This window comes from Chryseobacterium sp. KBW03, from assembly GCF_003852415.1.
Taxonomy (GTDB): Bacteria; Bacteroidota; Bacteroidia; order Flavobacteriales; family Weeksellaceae; genus Chryseobacterium; species Chryseobacterium viscerum.
This window is the reverse complement of the sequence record NZ_QAJO01000002.1, coordinates 232,739-247,772: the sequence shown is the minus strand read 5'-3', so window position 1 is coordinate 247,772 and position 15,034 is coordinate 232,739. Positions and strand designations below refer to the sequence as shown.

The window sequence follows — 15,034 nt, the reverse complement described above, 5'->3', positions numbered from 1 at the left end:
TTATGGAACAGAAACACCCGCTTCCGCCTTTCACACTTGAAACGGCAATGGAAAAAATTCAACTGGCAGAAGACGCCTGGAACAGTCAGGATCCCGAAAAGGTTTCTAAAGCTTACACGATCGACAGCGAATGGAGAAACAGAGATACTTTCGTGAATGGAAGGGAAAATATTGTAGTATTTCTGCAGAAAAAATGGGCGAAAGAATTCAATTATAAGCTTAAAAAAGAATATTGGGCACACACCGATAACCGCATTGCTGTTCGTTTTGAGTATGAATATCAGACAAAAGACGGTAATTGGTTCAGAGCTTATGGAAATGAGAACTGGGAATTTGATGAAAACGGACTGATGGCAAAAAGATATGCAAGCATCAATGATCTGGCTATAAAAGAAGAAGATCGAAAATTTAAATAAAAAGTAAAAAAAGACTGTCATTGTAACAGTCTTTTTTTATGATGAAAATTCATTTTCTTGTTTTATATTTACCAAAAAAATTAGGTTAATAATTCTATATATAAACTAATAATCATCTGAATTTTTCTTTCGTTAGAAGGAGGATTTGGATATAAAACTTAAATACAAATGAGAAAAAATCGATCAATCGAAAAAGTATTCTTACTTTTTTTACTTATGCCTTTTCTGGCTTTTCCCCAATGTTGGAAAGAAATCTCTACAGGAAGATGGAATTCTGTCGGCTTAAAAAATGACGGAACTCTCTGGACTTGGGGAAGTAATTGGTATGGACAATTGGGTGATGGAACCAATGTTTATAAAACAAGCCCGGTTCAGATTGGAAATGCTAACTGGAAAAGTATCATATCAACTCCTGCAGAAGATTATGTTCTGGCTATAAAATCTGATGATTCGCTCTGGGGATGGGGAAGTAATTTTATGGGAATACTCGTGAGTACAACCAATGAAAATATAACCAGTCCTATAGAGATCGGGAGTGCTGCAAATTTAAAAAGTGTGGCTCCGGGGGTGCATATTTTAACTATACGAACAGATGGAACGCTTTGGGCCAAGGGAAATAATACTTTTGGGCAGTTAGGTGATGGAACGCTGACGGACCAAAATAATTATATTCAAATAGGAACAGATATCAATTGGAAAGCCGTTGCAGTCGGAGCATTTCACAGTATTGCACTTAAAACAGATGGAACACTTTGGGCTTGGGGGTTTAATGCTACAGGACAATTGGGAGATGGTACTACAATTGGGAAAAAAGTTCCCGTTCAGATAGGAACAGATACGAACTGGAAAAGCATATCAGTTGGAGCTAATCATACTCTTGCATTAAAAACAGACGGTACAATTTGGGCCTGGGGATACAATAATAGTGGAAAATTAGGTGATGGTACGAGTACAGACAAAATTGTACCTACCCCAATAGGAACTGCGTCTGATTGGAAAAGTATCATCGCCGGAGTGAATCATTCACTGGGCATAAAAAATAACGGAACACTTTGGGCCTGGGGAGATAACATGACAGCACAATTAGGTGATGGTACATATCTTACTAAAATGACACCTATACAAATAGGTACAGATAGTAATTGGAAAAGTGTAGTTGGGGGTTATAATCATACACTAGCCCTAAAAACGGATGGTTCACTTTGGTCTTGGGGAGACAATAGCGCAGGCCAGCTTGGAAATGGTACCAATAATGAAAAAATCATACCTACAGCCATTTCATGTCCTACAACTATGACATTGCAAGTAGGAGAAAATAGTAAAAAAAATGAAGAAATAATATTGTATCCAAATCCTACAGGAAAGTTATTTAAAATCCAAAATCTATCAGGAATTAAAACAGTGAAAATCTATAGTGAAGAAGGAAGATTAGTCGGTTCCTATGCTGATAGTAATAGCATTAATGTACAATCCTTATCAGAAGGTATATATTGGGTTAAAGTAGAAGATGCCAAAGGCACTATAATCACAAGAAAATTAATTAAAACTGAAAATTAATAATTTAATAAATATTAGAAAAGGAACGGTGTAAGCACTGTTCCTTTTTTATTTGATCGGGCTATATCCAACAACTTTTGTAGCCCTGTATTCAAAAATTTATAACTATAATTTATCTTTATGCTAGCCCCCTTTCCCATGAAGTAATTTATTGATCTTTCTCCTCGTCTGCACAGATACTTTATAAGCTTCATCACGCAGTTTTTGTATTTTTCCTACAGGCTGGAAAAAGATTTTACTTTCAAAAGGATTGAATGAAAGAAGTTCATTGGTACAGTTGCGCGAATCCAGGAGTGAGTCTTTATTAATTCTAACCTCGCCAATCTTAATAAAAGGAGAATTTTTCCATTCTACATTCAGTTTATTGATCGGCTGATCTTTCAGGTCATAACAAATCTGGATCATCACATCTGCTTCAAATTCATGGGTCTGAAGATAATCTTTTAACGAATCTTTTATATTTTGCTTTCTGCCTGTATTTTTATCTACAGACTTTGGACATAGTTTTATTTTGATCACCTGATCTCCCAGACGATAAGCGCCTACAGAATAATAATCGAACGACAGGATAAAATCATTCCTTTTGCCCATCAGTTGTAAACTATGCCGGATAAAATCAACTGTACAAAGAGTTGGAATCATTTTGACCAGCTGAATAAACATCGGGAACAAACTTCTCCATTGTTTCATATAAAGCCGGTTGACTGCTGTAAACAGTTTTAGGAAAGTAGAAACCGAATTTACAGGGAATAAAGGAAAATTCACCAAAGGGTAATTGGCAAGTAATACACTGTTTTCATCCCTGATCTGTACGGCAAATCCGTAGGCAGGAATATCTTTTTTAGAATTTTTAATTTTCAGCTGTGCATTAGAAAATCTTATAGTCAGGTCAAATTTTTCATTATCAAAAAAAGGTTGTAATGATTCAGGGATATCCGGTTCAATCCAGAATGTACCCTTTGCTACCGCATACGTTTTTGCATGAGCATTCCGGGTAGCATAATTGACGTCACTTATAGAAGAGGATTGCTCAACAAAATCCGCTATTGTTTTTTTATTGATCTCCAGAAGTTTTTTTTCCTCCTCATTTAGTTCATCAAACTTCTTATTATATTTTAATGGATTTGGCATTTAGTTTTTAAAATCCAATTATAACGCCAAGTTTCGGAATCTGTGTTAAGCAAGTATTACAATTATTTGAATTTTGTTGATAAAGCGACTTTGAATCACGAAAAGTATACAAATATGGATGCCTTATTTTGATTAATAACCTTTTTAAGTTGTTGATTTTTAATGTTTAATAATTCTCGCTTCTTACTTCCGGCAACAAATCTTATCTTTGTAAAAAAATTATAATATGGGAGTAGCAGATATGTTATTTAAACGTAAAAAAGAATTGGCAGAGAAAAACCTGAATGATGGTAAAGAATATATGGTAGAGTATGGTAAGAGAGAAAGCGTTGTGCAGTTACCTAGCGGCTTACAATATGAAATCATTACAGAAGGGGATGGCCAGAAACCAGGACCTAAGTCTACTGTAAAATGCCACTATCACGGAACGACTATTTCCGGTAAAGTATTTGACAGCTCTGTAAAAAGAGGAACTCCTGCATCTTTCCCTTTAAACAGAGTGATTTCAGGTTGGACAGAAGCACTTCAGCTGATGCCTGTTGGAAGCAAATGGAGACTGATTATTCCTCCGCATTTAGCCTATGGAGATCAGGAAATCAGCAAAGAGATCGGACCAAACAGTACGCTTGTTTTCGAAGTTGAATTGCTGGATATTAAATAATCCTTCTTAAAAATAGATTAAAAATTTACCTGATTTCAGGTAAATTTTTTTATTTGTACTATCTTCGTATAGATCAATTGTAAAATGGATAGATCTATTCTGCAATGGATCCTGCTGACACAAAAATATAACTGAATGAAAAAACTCTTTTACCTTTTCGCTGTGGTGGGCTTACTGGTATCCTGTGTTTCCAAAAAGAACCAGGCTATCCAGCAGAATATTCTTACCCTAAAAGACAGCTATTGTAAGGCTCCTTTTAAGTATAACTACAACAATAAACTTCCATCTTATAATTCGGATTCTATTTTAATAGCGAATAAAGATCTTAAAGAAATGTTTAGCGATCAGAGCATTTTAATTTTAAATGCGTTGAACAATCTGGAGGACGTTCACAAGATCATCGAACTTAAAAAAGATTCTTCGCTGACGTCACAGGTGAAAATATTGCAGCTTAAGACAAAAATCAACAGCAGAATTACTATTGCTTTAACAGAGCTGGATGCCGTAGCAGCAGAGTTCGATTGTGAAGGAGAAAGAGTTGCACAGATTGGAAACTATGTGGATAACCTGAACTCATCAAGAAATAATAAACTGATTTTATATTCAATCATTGCCGGTGCGGCTTCTTCCATAGCAGGGGGAATCGTTAAAAGTGACGGTTGGGATAATGCAATAGGTATCGGAGGAGGTATTTTGGGAGCAGGGTTTGGTTTGGCAACGCTCAATCCCAAAGGGAAAAAAGTAGAGTTTATCCATCAGAGAAATCTTTTAAGGGATATCTGGAAAGAAAAATTAGAATCTCCCAACTTTCCACCTTTCATCTGGTATATGTATACTGAGAAAAAATTTTCCAACAGGGAAGAACATTCCATTATTGGAAATATGAAATCGAGATGGCTTCATTATCAGTTTGATGATGTAAAAGAAGTCGCAGATAAGTCTGTTATTTTCAGTGATGGTGGATTCTATAGGGCAGATGATCTTCATAACCGTGCTGCTATGCTCAATCAGATGCAGTCTGCAACACGTACCATCAATCAGAACATCAATTATTTGTTGCTTGATCTGGACAAATTAATCCTTTAAGAAAAAAATAACTGTAATAAATTTTGTTACATTTAAAAAATGTGTATCTTTGCCAAGTAATTACAATGAACAATACAAGATTTGCTACGGCAGTACATATAATGACATTATTGGCAAAGAGCCCTCAGGAGTGGCTTACTTCCGAATGGGTAGCCGGTAGTATCAATGTAAATCCGGTGATTGTCCGAAAGGAGATCAGCGTATTGAAAGAAGCAGGTCTTATTATCAGCAGACAGGGAAAAGAAGGAGGCAGCCAGATTGCAAAGAATGCTGATATGATTACAATTTCTGAGATCTATAAAGCAGTAAAAAATACTGAAGTACTCGGAAAGAAAAATCAGAATCCCAATCCGGCATGCAGTGTTGGAAAAGAAATTAACGTTCATTTAAATACATTATTTGAAGAAACAGATCGTTTGGTAGTAAACTTTTTAGGAGACAAGTCATTGCAGGAATTCGCTGACCAGTTCGAATAAAAATTTTTTAACCTTAAATGTAACAAAATTTATTACAATTTAATTAAAAATAAAACATTATGAAAAAAGTAGCAGTAATCGGTGCAACAGGATTTGTAGGAACACACGTAGTATCAGAATTAGCAGACAGAGGATATGCTGTAGAAGCATTAGTAAGAGATGCGTCAAAAGTAGATACAAAGGAAAATGTAACAGCAAAAAGCATTGATGTAAACAATGTAGATGAATTGGCTGAAGCATTAAAAGGAAGCGATGCGGTAATCAGTACCTTCAATGCAGGATGGACAAACCCTAATCTTTACAACGATTTTCTGAATGGTTCTGAGAATATTCAAAAAGCAGTAGAAGCAGCAGGCGTAAAAAGACTGATCGTAGTAGGTGGAGCAGGAAGTCTTTACACTCCGGATAATGTACAGATCGTAGATACTCCAGATTTCCCGGAAGCTTACAAACCAGGTGCAACAGCAGCGAGAGATTATTTAAACAAAATCAAAGAAAATAATACTTTGGATTGGACATTCTTCAGTCCTGCCATAGAAATGAACCAGGCCAATGTAGGAGAAAGAACAGGGAAATACAGAACATCATTAGAAACTCCGGTATTTGATGAAAACGGAAGAAGCCGTTTGTCTGTAGAAGATGTAGCAGTAGTTTTGGTAGATGAACTGGAACAGAACAACCACATTCGTGAACGTTTTACAGCAGCTTATTAATAGATAAAAGAACAAAATGATACAAAAGAAATTATTGTCGATATTGACGCTGTTGAGTTTTATCAGCATATTTGCAGGAAACCTCAAAGTGAAAGTGTATAATCCGGGAACCAAAGCTATTTTTCCGATCACTTCCACCATTATTTATGGAGATAAAGATGCCATTCTCATTGATGCCCAGTTTCAGAAACAGTATGCAGAGCAGCTTGTGAAAGAAATAAAAGCGACAGGAAAAAACCTGAAAACAGTTTTTATTTCTCACAGCGACCCTGATTTTTATTTCGGGTTAGATGTGATCAAAAAAGCTTTCCCCAATGCAAAGATTATCTCAACAGCTCAGACTGCTTACCTGATTTCAGCTTCGAAGGATGAGAAAATGGGAGTGTGGAAGCCACAATTAAAAGCAGATGCCCCATCAGAGATCATCATTCCTGAAGCCGCTTTTTCTATTCCTGATCTTGAAGGAAACAAAATTGAGATCAGACAAAACCCTGAAGATCCGGCGCACAGTTTTCTTTGGATTCCATCTATTAAAACCATTGCAGGAGGAATTTCAGTTTCAGTAGGATCCCATCTTTGGATGGCAGATACGCAGAGTGTAAAGGCTATTGATCAATGGATAGGACAGATTGATGCCATGAAAGCCTTACAACCGAATCAGGTGATTGCTTCCCATTTTGCAGAATTGTCTACATCACCACAATCACTTGATTTTGTGAAAAGCTATCTGGAAAACTATAAACAAGCGGTTACTGAAAATAAAACTTCATCTGCTATTGTAGATTTTATGGTTAAAAAATATCCTAATCTACACGGAAAAGAAGAATTGGAAATGGGAGTAAAGGTTTTCCTTAAAGAAATGGATTGGGATTTAAAATCACCATATCCAGCAATCGGGCATCAAGTTGAAGTAGATTTTGGAGGAGTACAATTCATTCTGGATTTTAAAGATAACAAGACAATGACCTTTAAAGGGACAGCCGGAAGTTCAAAAAACAGTACAGATACTGTAGAATATACCGCTGTAGAAGTAGCAAAGAATGTTTTTATGGTGTATTGGCATGAGCCTCATCTTGGTTTCAATGTAACCCATATACAGGATTATAATAAAAATATTATTTACTCAAATATTGCAGGTCCGGACGGTACATTTACCCATCCAAAAGGAACCCTGAAAATTATAAAATAATACAGAAATAAGAAAACTGCCATCACACGATGGCAGTTTTTATTTTGAACCGTTAAGATTTTGAAGTACTGAAGTTGCATTAAGAAAAATCAACTTAAAGCGAAACTCTTCTTAATATTCTTAAAAACTTAATAAGTCTCTTAATGGTTTAAAAGTTCCCATAGATTTTCATTCTTATCTTGAATGAAAAAGGCTGTTCGTATTGAACAGCCTTTTGTTTTATAGATTCATAAACAATTTCGGATTAATCGGAGTATTGTTTTTGTGTACTTCATAATGAAGATGAGGACCTGTAGAACGCCCTGAATTTCCGGATTTAGCAATCACCTGACCTACTTTTACTTTATCATTTACTTTAGATACAAGCTGTGATAAGTGTCCGTAGAGCGTAGCCAATCCGTTTCCGTGAGAAACAATCACGCAGTTTCCATAGCCTCCTTTCTGTCCGGAAAAAATAATCGTTCCGGCAGCTGCAGCTCTTACATCAGAACCATAGGCAACAGCAATGTCCAGTCCTTTGTGGAATTGCATCTGATCAGCTTCAGCAGGTGGATTATTTTTTTCAGCAACGGCAGTTTTGGTTGTTGTAGTTCCGGCAGTCGTTTTTGTAGCGGCAGGAGTAGAGGCCGCCGCCACAGGAGCCGCTTTTGGAGTAACCATTACTTTTACTTCTCTCTTATTTCCATAGCTGTCTGTAAGTTCTATGATCTTCTCAACAGGTTCAGCTTTTACTTCAGGTTTTGAAGCCACAGCAACTGCTGGTTTAGCTTCCGCTGCAGCACTCGTTTTTACCGAAGCGAAAACAGTTTTGAACGGAATCGGATTTTTTCTCACTCCGAAATTAGAGGAAATATATCCGTCTGTAGGCATACCTAATGGAACCTGCATCAGTTTTTTCTGAAGATCCATCAGATACTGGCTGTACCGGTTTGCCTGTTTGGAAAGATAAATAGAATTTGAAATACTGTCCTGGTCGAGCATCATCAGTTTTTCGTTGGTAATGTCTTTGGACTTCAGGAAGGAGTTAAGTTGAGCAACTGTCTGATCTACGAGAGTAAGATCAGTTTTCATTTTTAGATAATCTACACTGTCTTTTTCAGTGTTTATTTTTACAAGGTTGACTTCGTAGGTTTTGTCGTCTCTTTCAGAAAAGAGCTTCGCAATGAAGACACCCTGTGCAAAAACTACTAGCAAAAGTCCTCCCAGGAGAATGTTTACGTTCTTCTTGCTGCTTAGAAATTTTTTCATATTTCTTCTGTTAGTAAATTTAAAACGGTTTTGAAGCTGCAAATTTAATTAAAAATAGTCTTTGCAGGTTATTTTTAATTAAAATTCAGTTTTTTCTGTATTTAACGGTTAATTAGCTATTTAATTGTGTTGAAGTGTTAATTTTTTCAAAAAATGGCTTTTATCATAGTTTCAAAGCCTCCGTTACGTCTTTGTTTTAATATCTTTGCACTTCACATTCCAATTATGGCTAAAAAGAAAATTATTTCAGAATCTTCGAATCCAAAAAAGAATAAAAAGGATATTTCTGTAGGAGTTGTAGGGAGCGGAAGTTTTGCAACCGCAATCGTAAAAATGCTTGTTGAAAACTGCAAAGTCGTACACTGGTGTGTAAGAAGTGAATTTGTAAAAGGAGCCATTGAACTTCGTGGACATAATCCGACTTATCTTACCGCTGCCCATTTTAATCTTAAGAACTTAAAACTGACAACAGATATTAATGAACTGGTGTCTGCCTGCGATGTTATTGTTTTGGCAACGCCATCTATCTACCTGTCCGATACGCTGGATAAAATGACTTGTGAATATTCAGATAAAATTTTTATTTCTGCAATTAAAGGGATTATTCCTAAAGTAAATGATGTGGTAGCCCATTATCTGCGCGATGAGTTTAAAATTGGTTTCAGGAATCAGGCGGTTATTGCCGGACCTTGTCATGCGGAAGAGGTTGCTATGGAAAGACTTTCTTATCTTACCATTGCTACGGTAGAAGATGAAACTGCGGAAAAACTGGAAGGTATTTTCAGTTCAGACTTTATCAAAGTACAGACAAGTAAAGATATCTTAGGGAATGAATACAGCGCTATTCTTAAAAATATTTTTGCAATTGGAGCGGGAATCGCAAGCGGATTAGGCTATGGAGATAACTTTACGGCTGTTTTTGTTTCCAATGCGATCCGTGAAATGGAAACTTTCCTGGAAGCTATCTATGAAGCGCCTAGAGATGTGAATGAAAGTGCTTATCTGGGTGACCTTTTGGTAACGGCTTATTCACTTTTCTCAAGAAACAGAAACCTTGGAAATCTTATTGGAAAGGGATATACTGTGAAGTCAGCGATTCAGTCTATGAATATGGTGGCAGAAGGATATTATGCTGCAGATTCTATCTATAAGACAGCAAAACAGAAAAATCTTAAGCTGCCTATTATAGATGCTGTATATGCTATCCTTTATGAAGGTAAAAATGCTGAAAAACAGTTTAAAAAACTGACGGCAAAATTGAATTAAAAAAAACAGAGCCTTGTAATTAAAGCCCTGTTTGAATATAAATTATTAAGCTTAAGCATTTTTAATGCTTGAGCTTTTTTTATTGACCCATCTTAGTAATCACCAGTGATAATGATGATCTGACATTAAGGTTGTTGGCAGTATAGCCATTTCCTGGAGAATCAAATTCAAATTTCTGACGGATGGTGGTTGGAGCAGCCAGGGTTAAAAAATAAGTTCCCTGAAAGAAGGTAAAAGAACTTGATAAAAGACACATTCTGTTGGTTTCCGTAATCGTTGCGCTGGTGCCGGCATTAATCAGATAAGACCTTGTACAGGTGAAATTCTGACCAAGATACTGTGTGTTTGTACCGCTAACAAAGGTTCCACTTCCTGAGTCTACAGAATAACGAACAATATAGTTACCTGCTGGTAATGTAATCGTAGAATTATCCGCTCCAAGTGATGCACCGGTAATTTTATTAGATGTTACAGCAAAATTGGTGAGTGTATTATTTGTGCTTCCGGCAGGAATTAGTACTCCAGGACCTATAAGCAGAGACATATTCTGAGGCTCACTTCCTGCAATAAGGGTACGCTGCCATTGATTTCTGACCCATACATAATATCCTTTCGGGAACGTGGAAGCGCCTCCGCTATTGTAGATAATAAGTCCGTCTGCCGGATTAGCTACAGGAGTAGAAGTACTGTTAAGAACAACAAGGTCATATTGTGGAAAAAGAACCCCTTTATTCGAAGAATTGATGTCCAGAACACTGCTTGTATTAGGAGTGCTTGTATTGATACCAACTTGTGCGTTTGTGTAACCGCTAAATAGTACCATACAGACAATATAAATATATGTTTTCATTGTGTTTTAATTATTGGTTAAGTGCTGATCTTTGAATGTCAACTTTCGCATTGGTAATAATGATCTCTCCATTATTAGGAGCAGCTCCTCCGGATCCATTCTGATAGGTTCCTCCTGCATCATGAGCAATGGCAGGTACTAAAAGGATAGGGGATGCAGAGGTCGTTACAAATGAAAAACTCATATTCAGTGTGTGCGTTTTATTGTTGGCAATAGATTGTGCATTGATACTGATTGTTTTACCATACTGAATCCCACTCGAAGGATCTATAAGTTTTACCAGATACTGATGCAGATGAACTTGAGTTCCTCCGATTCCGCCTGTTGCAGTTTCAAGAGCTGTTCTGATATTCAGACATACATTCATCAGATAGCCGCTGTTGCCGGGAAGAGTAATCACTCCATTAGAAGTATTATATAAAGCTCCAATATCATTGGATACAACAGTAAATGCTGCATCGTTGAAATTTTTATAAGTACCGTTGGCGAGACCTCCTAATACAGCATAGTCTGTGGTTCGCTGAAGCATCATATAGCTTACCAGATTATAAGTGTCCGACAATAGAGTCCACATGTTATTTTTCCAGATGTAAACACCAGGGCTGATAGAATTTCCTTTATTATATACAACAAGTCCTTCTGTAGGATTATTTACCGGAGAAGTATTGCTCAGTACATCTACAATGTCCACTCTTGGAAGAAGAACTCCCTTATTGGTTGATGAGGATACATCCAGGACAGCAGAATTGGTAACCGTGGATTTCCCGATAGCAACCTGTGCATATATGGTCTGTGCTATGATCAATAATAGCAGGATATAACTTTTTTTCATATTCATTGTTTTTAAAGCTGAGATATTTTAATATAAGATCCGGCCGGGATTACATTCACAAGATCGTAGAAGGTGCTGTTTTGCATTCTTCCAAGATTTAATCTTAGTCCTCCGATGATATTCGCATTCGTATTAGTAGGAACAGTATAATAAAAAGACCAGGTAGCCAGGTGGTTGGTACTTACTTTTGAAACAATAGGAACCTCTTTTCTGGTGGCACTTCCTCCTGTAAAGACATTCGTTGTATTATTATAGCTGTCGTTGATGAAATCAATAAAATACCCCATCAGATAATAAGTGCTTCCTGAAAGTGGGGCAGTACTGTTTACCCCTGCAGGGTTTTCCTGAGGCGAGTTTAGATTCAGATTCACCTCTACCAAATAATTTCCCTGTGGAAGAATCAAAGAATATCCTCCTGAAGTGTTCGGAAGTACTTTAAATCCACTGATGTTTGACACCCCGGAAACAGCCGGATTATTTACCAGAAGCTGGGTGCTGGCACCTGCCACTGCATTATCCAACGCAGATAAAGAACCTGTAAAATCAAGGTAAGCTACCTTCGGTGTATTTTGGGCATCAATTGTACTCTGCCATGAGTTGGTCGTACCATTGAAAACATGCAGGGCTTTGTTATTGCTGTTAGTTCCGCCATTAAATCCAATAAGTCCATTGACAGGGGATGCAACCGGGGTAGTTGTGCTGCTTAGATTGGCAAGATTCAGATTGGGAAATAACATTCCTTTATTACCGCCTGAAACCACTACTGTAGGGGCCGCTGTATAACCGCTTCCTCCGTTGTTGATCGTAATGCCCGTAATGACTCCTCCTGAAAGAGTAGCCGTAGCACGTGCTTTAGAGCCTCCGTTTACAACAGGTCCTCCTCCGTAAAAATTCACCGTTGGTGCTGAGGTATAGCCGCTTCCTCCGTTGTTGATTGTAATGCCGGTAACTGCTCCTCCTGAAATAGTTGCAGTGGCAATGGCTGGAGTTCCGCTAAAGTTTTCAATGTGCAGAATGGCACTGGGGTCTGGAGTGGACGTGTTGATTCCTACACTTCCGCTCTGGGCAAATGTCGCTGTCGCAAACAATGTACCCAAGAAGATAATAATTTTCATCTTTAGTATGTTTATGAAATAATTTTAATTAAATACTTATTAGAATATGTATTAATTTAATTGAAAGGTACATAAAAAAAACCATTATTTTATGGCTTGCATATAGATTTATGTCGATTAAATTATGTATTTATCAACAAAAAGTGATTTTATTTACATCATGTGTAATCGTTAATCACTTATGGTTGATAAAATATAATGCCGTAAAGGTTTATGGTTACGGTGTTTGTTGCTGTGAACTTAAATAAACTTAAGTTTTTATGAAATTTTAACAGTGAAAAGTGAATTAATTATTTACCAATTAGTGAATTAAAAAAAGTGAAATTTTAATATTTTTTTAATGAAAATTTTACTGTTATCAATCATTTCAATGATTCTTTATTGAAATTTTCCATGGTTTTTTGTTGTGTACTCAAGAAGTATTTTAGAAACAAAAAATAACATGTTAAAATCGTTAAACGCGTTCCGGTTTTTAAAACTTTTCCCGAAATTTGAAGTAAAATTTAAAAGTTATGTCACAATCGCTTACAAGCAGAACACCGAAACCTAAATATGACGTTGTACTGATAGGCGGCGGGATCATGAGCGCCACTTTAGCAACACTGCTTCATGAATTTGATCCAAATCTTGAAATCGCTATCTTCGAAAGGCTAGGAAGATTTGCCAAAGAAAGTACAGCAGCATGGAACAACGCCGGAACAGGGCACTCCGCTTTTTGTGAGCTAAATTATACCCCCGAAAAACCAGACGGGTCTATTGATATCACCAAGGCAGAAAGCATTGCGGAACAATTTGAAATCTCAAAACAGTTCTGGGCTTATCTGCTTACCAAAGGATATATCCAGGAACCCAAAGAATTTATCAATTCCTGCCCGCATATGAGTCTGGTATTCGGAGAAAAAGATGCTGAATATCTTAAAAAACGCCACGATAAAATGGCAGAATCTGTTCTTTTTTCAGGAATGGAGTTCTCAACAGACCACGAGAAACTGAGAGAATGGATTCCTCTGGTGATGAGTAAAAGAAATCAGTCTGAAGTCATGGCGGCAACGAAGATGGATATGGGGACGGACGTAAACTTTGGAACACTGACAAGAAAAATGGGAAGACACCTTCTGGAAGATTCCAATGTAGAGGTTTTTTTATACCATGAAGTAAAGGATGTGAATCCTAGAGAAAATGGCCAATGGGAAATGAAGATCAAAGACAGAATCCACAGCCACAAGCAGGAAGTGGTGGCTGATTTTGTATTTATCGGTGCAGGAGGATATGCACTTCCATTGTTAGATAGTTCAGATATTAAAGAAAGTGAAGGCTATGGAGGTTTCCCGGTTTCAGGACAGTGGCTGGTAAGCCATAATCAGGAGCTGGTAGAAAAACACCAGGCTAAAGTATATACACAGGCTACGGTAGATGCACCTCCAATGTCTGTTCCACACCTTGACCTTAGAATTATTGATGGGGAAAAAGCCCTTCTTTTCGGACCTTTTGCAGGATTCTCCACCAAATTTTTGCGAGAAGGAAGTTACCTTGACCTTCCTGAAAGTGTCAACACCAAAAACTTAAAATCACTCTTTGGTGCATGGTGGCATAATATTCCTCTGACGAAATATCTGATTCAGCAGGTTGCTATGACAAAATCTCAGAGAATGCAGCACCTGAGAGAATTCATCAAAGACGCTAAGGAAGAAGATTGGGAATTGAAAGTGGCAGGACAGAGAGTTCAGATCATCAAAAAAGATGAAAAAGAAGGAGGAAAGCTGGAGTTCGGAACCGAGGTCGTGGTAAACAAGACCGGGACTATTGCTTCTCTATTGGGAGCTTCACCGGGTGCATCCACTGCAGTATATGCAATGTTGAATGTTCTTGAGAAATGTTTCCCGGAAAAACTTAATGGGGAATGGAAAGGAAAACTGCTTGAAATGATTCCTTCTTATGGACAAAGATTAGCAGGAAATCCTGAATTGACCAATGAAGTAAGAAATTATACAAAAGAAAAATTAGAATTAGAATATTAACATCAGTAATGAGCAATAAGTAATAATCGCTATTACTCATTGCTCATTACTTATTACTCATTACTCATAAAAAGGTGGAAGAAATAATTGTAAAACCTGTTATTGCAAAGGAAATCCTGGAATCTCTTCAGACGAAAATAGAAGAGGAGAAGCAGGTTATTGTACATTGCTGTTTTCCGGCATCTCCGTTTTTAGGGAATCTGATCAGGATCTGGCACTCAACCTATCTTTTTGACAAGCAGTCTGAGCATAGAAGCAAGATGATTCATGCCGAAAATATTTCAATTTCCCCGTATTGGACACCGGTTCCTTTTATGAAAGACTTTTGGTTTACCCTAATATTTTCAGGGCTTCCGAGAGACTGTAAAAGTTTTGACTTAAAAGAGGTTATTCCTGAGGAAGGAGGCTTTTTTGTAGAATCAATCAAAAGAAATTCTTCAGACGTTTATCGTGTGAAAATATCAGAATCTTATTAA

Annotated in this window: 15 protein-coding genes; 10 read left to right on the top strand and 5 right to left on the bottom strand. The window is 37.1% G+C overall.

The features are described 5' to 3' along the window. Window positions 1-2 precede the first annotated feature (2 nt). A complete protein-coding gene (locus DBR39_RS03120; RefSeq protein ID WP_124530809.1) occupies window positions 3-416 on the top strand; it encodes a DUF1348 family protein in 414 nt (137 codons plus the stop codon). Between the two features lie 168 nt (window positions 417-584). After that, window positions 585-1,973, top strand: coding sequence for a T9SS type A sorting domain-containing protein (locus DBR39_RS03115; RefSeq protein WP_124530808.1), 1,389 nt, complete (start codon window positions 585-587; stop codon window positions 1,971-1,973). A 123-nt stretch (window positions 1,974-2,096) separates the two neighbouring features. Here the strand turns inward: DBR39_RS03115 and DBR39_RS03110 are convergent, their stop codons facing one another. Beyond that, window positions 2,097-3,104 (bottom strand): catalase, encoded by a 1,008-nt coding sequence (locus DBR39_RS03110; RefSeq protein ID WP_124530807.1) that lies wholly within the window; start codon window positions 3,102-3,104, stop codon window positions 2,097-2,099. A gap of 226 nt (window positions 3,105-3,330) precedes the next feature. Between DBR39_RS03110 and DBR39_RS03105 the strand changes: the two genes are divergently transcribed. The 5 genes from DBR39_RS03105 (at window position 3,331) to DBR39_RS03085 (ending at window position 7,229) form a co-directional block, all read left to right on the top strand. Further along, on the top strand, window positions 3,331-3,765 hold the full coding sequence (locus DBR39_RS03105; protein WP_103233616.1) for an FKBP-type peptidyl-prolyl cis-trans isomerase: 435 nt from the start codon (window positions 3,331-3,333) through the stop codon (window positions 3,763-3,765). Window positions 3,766-3,900: 135 nt separating this feature from the next. Continuing rightward, window positions 3,901-4,851 (top strand): hypothetical protein, encoded by a 951-nt coding sequence (locus DBR39_RS03100; RefSeq protein WP_124530806.1) that lies wholly within the window; start codon window positions 3,901-3,903, stop codon window positions 4,849-4,851. A gap of 65 nt (window positions 4,852-4,916) precedes the next feature. Then, a complete protein-coding gene (locus DBR39_RS03095) occupies window positions 4,917-5,327 on the top strand; it encodes an Rrf2 family transcriptional regulator (RefSeq protein ID WP_109738725.1) in 411 nt (136 codons plus the stop codon). 59 nt (window positions 5,328-5,386) lie between these two features. Continuing rightward, a complete protein-coding gene (locus DBR39_RS03090) occupies window positions 5,387-6,040 on the top strand; it encodes an NAD(P)-dependent oxidoreductase (protein WP_124530805.1) in 654 nt (217 codons plus the stop codon). 16 nt (window positions 6,041-6,056) lie between these two features. Further along, window positions 6,057-7,229 carry an MBL fold metallo-hydrolase gene (locus DBR39_RS03085; RefSeq protein WP_124530804.1) on the top strand — a complete coding sequence of 391 codons (1,173 nt, stop codon included), beginning with the start codon at window positions 6,057-6,059 and terminating at the stop codon, window positions 7,227-7,229. A gap of 219 nt (window positions 7,230-7,448) precedes the next feature. Here the strand turns inward: DBR39_RS03085 and DBR39_RS03080 are convergent, their stop codons facing one another. After that, window positions 7,449-8,477 carry a M23 family metallopeptidase gene (locus DBR39_RS03080; protein ID WP_124530803.1) on the bottom strand — a complete coding sequence of 343 codons (1,029 nt, stop codon included), beginning with the start codon at window positions 8,475-8,477 and terminating at the stop codon, window positions 7,449-7,451. A 225-nt stretch (window positions 8,478-8,702) separates the two neighbouring features. On the opposite strand from DBR39_RS03080, the gene DBR39_RS03075 reads away from it, so the two are divergent. Then, on the top strand, window positions 8,703-9,743 hold the full coding sequence (locus tag DBR39_RS03075) for an NAD(P)H-dependent glycerol-3-phosphate dehydrogenase (protein ID WP_124530944.1): 1,041 nt from the start codon (window positions 8,703-8,705) through the stop codon (window positions 9,741-9,743). A 79-nt stretch (window positions 9,744-9,822) separates the two neighbouring features. On the opposite strand, the gene DBR39_RS03070 is transcribed toward DBR39_RS03075, so the two are convergent. Genes DBR39_RS03070 through DBR39_RS03060 form a run of 3 tightly spaced genes read right to left on the bottom strand, consistent with a single transcriptional unit; the run spans window position 9,823 to window position 12,540 of the window. Then, window positions 9,823-10,593 (bottom strand): hypothetical protein, encoded by a 771-nt coding sequence (locus tag DBR39_RS03070; protein WP_124530802.1) that lies wholly within the window; start codon window positions 10,591-10,593, stop codon window positions 9,823-9,825. A 10-nt stretch (window positions 10,594-10,603) separates the two neighbouring features. Continuing rightward, window positions 10,604-11,425, bottom strand: coding sequence for a hypothetical protein (locus DBR39_RS03065; RefSeq protein WP_124530801.1), 822 nt, complete (start codon window positions 11,423-11,425; stop codon window positions 10,604-10,606). 11 nt (window positions 11,426-11,436) lie between these two features. Continuing rightward, window positions 11,437-12,540 (bottom strand): hypothetical protein, encoded by a 1,104-nt coding sequence (locus tag DBR39_RS03060; RefSeq protein WP_124530800.1) that lies wholly within the window; start codon window positions 12,538-12,540, stop codon window positions 11,437-11,439. Window positions 12,541-13,052: 512 nt separating this feature from the next. Here DBR39_RS03060 and mqo point away from each other — a divergent pair. Beyond that, a complete protein-coding gene (gene mqo / locus DBR39_RS03055) occupies window positions 13,053-14,558 on the top strand; it encodes a malate dehydrogenase (quinone) (protein WP_124530799.1) in 1,506 nt (501 codons plus the stop codon). A 74-nt stretch (window positions 14,559-14,632) separates the two neighbouring features. Then, a complete protein-coding gene (locus tag DBR39_RS03050) occupies window positions 14,633-15,034 on the top strand; it encodes a hypothetical protein (RefSeq protein WP_124530798.1) in 402 nt (133 codons plus the stop codon).

What these genes read in the sequence shown, in the direction of transcription:
- DBR39_RS03065 (WP_124530801.1), bottom strand. Translation starts at nt 11,425, where the DNA reads ATGAAAAAAAGTTATATCCTGCTATTATTGATCATAGCACAGACCATA.
- DBR39_RS03070 (WP_124530802.1), bottom strand. Translation starts at nt 10,593, where the DNA reads ATGAAAACATATATTTATATTGTCTGTATGGTACTATTTAGCGGTTAC.
- DBR39_RS03090 (WP_124530805.1), top strand. Translation starts at nt 5,387, where the DNA reads ATGAAAAAAGTAGCAGTAATCGGTGCAACAGGATTTGTAGGAACACAC.
- DBR39_RS03120 (WP_124530809.1), top strand. Translation starts at nt 3, where the DNA reads ATGGAACAGAAACACCCGCTTCCGCCTTTCACACTTGAAACGGCAATG.
- DBR39_RS03110 (WP_124530807.1), bottom strand. Translation starts at nt 3,104, where the DNA reads ATGCCAAATCCATTAAAATATAATAAGAAGTTTGATGAACTAAATGAG.
- DBR39_RS03075 (WP_124530944.1), top strand. Translation starts at nt 8,703, where the DNA reads ATGGCTAAAAAGAAAATTATTTCAGAATCTTCGAATCCAAAAAAGAAT.
- DBR39_RS03060 (WP_124530800.1), bottom strand. Translation starts at nt 12,540, where the DNA reads ATGAAAATTATTATCTTCTTGGGTACATTGTTTGCGACAGCGACATTT.
- DBR39_RS03095 (WP_109738725.1), top strand. Translation starts at nt 4,917, where the DNA reads ATGAACAATACAAGATTTGCTACGGCAGTACATATAATGACATTATTG.
- DBR39_RS03100 (WP_124530806.1), top strand. Translation starts at nt 3,901, where the DNA reads ATGAAAAAACTCTTTTACCTTTTCGCTGTGGTGGGCTTACTGGTATCC.
- mqo (WP_124530799.1), top strand. Translation starts at nt 13,053, where the DNA reads ATGTCACAATCGCTTACAAGCAGAACACCGAAACCTAAATATGACGTT.
- DBR39_RS03085 (WP_124530804.1), top strand. Translation starts at nt 6,057, where the DNA reads ATGATACAAAAGAAATTATTGTCGATATTGACGCTGTTGAGTTTTATC.
- DBR39_RS03115 (WP_124530808.1), top strand. Translation starts at nt 585, where the DNA reads ATGAGAAAAAATCGATCAATCGAAAAAGTATTCTTACTTTTTTTACTT.
- DBR39_RS03080 (WP_124530803.1), bottom strand. Translation starts at nt 8,477, where the DNA reads ATGAAAAAATTTCTAAGCAGCAAGAAGAACGTAAACATTCTCCTGGGA.
- DBR39_RS03105 (WP_103233616.1), top strand. Translation starts at nt 3,331, where the DNA reads ATGGGAGTAGCAGATATGTTATTTAAACGTAAAAAAGAATTGGCAGAG.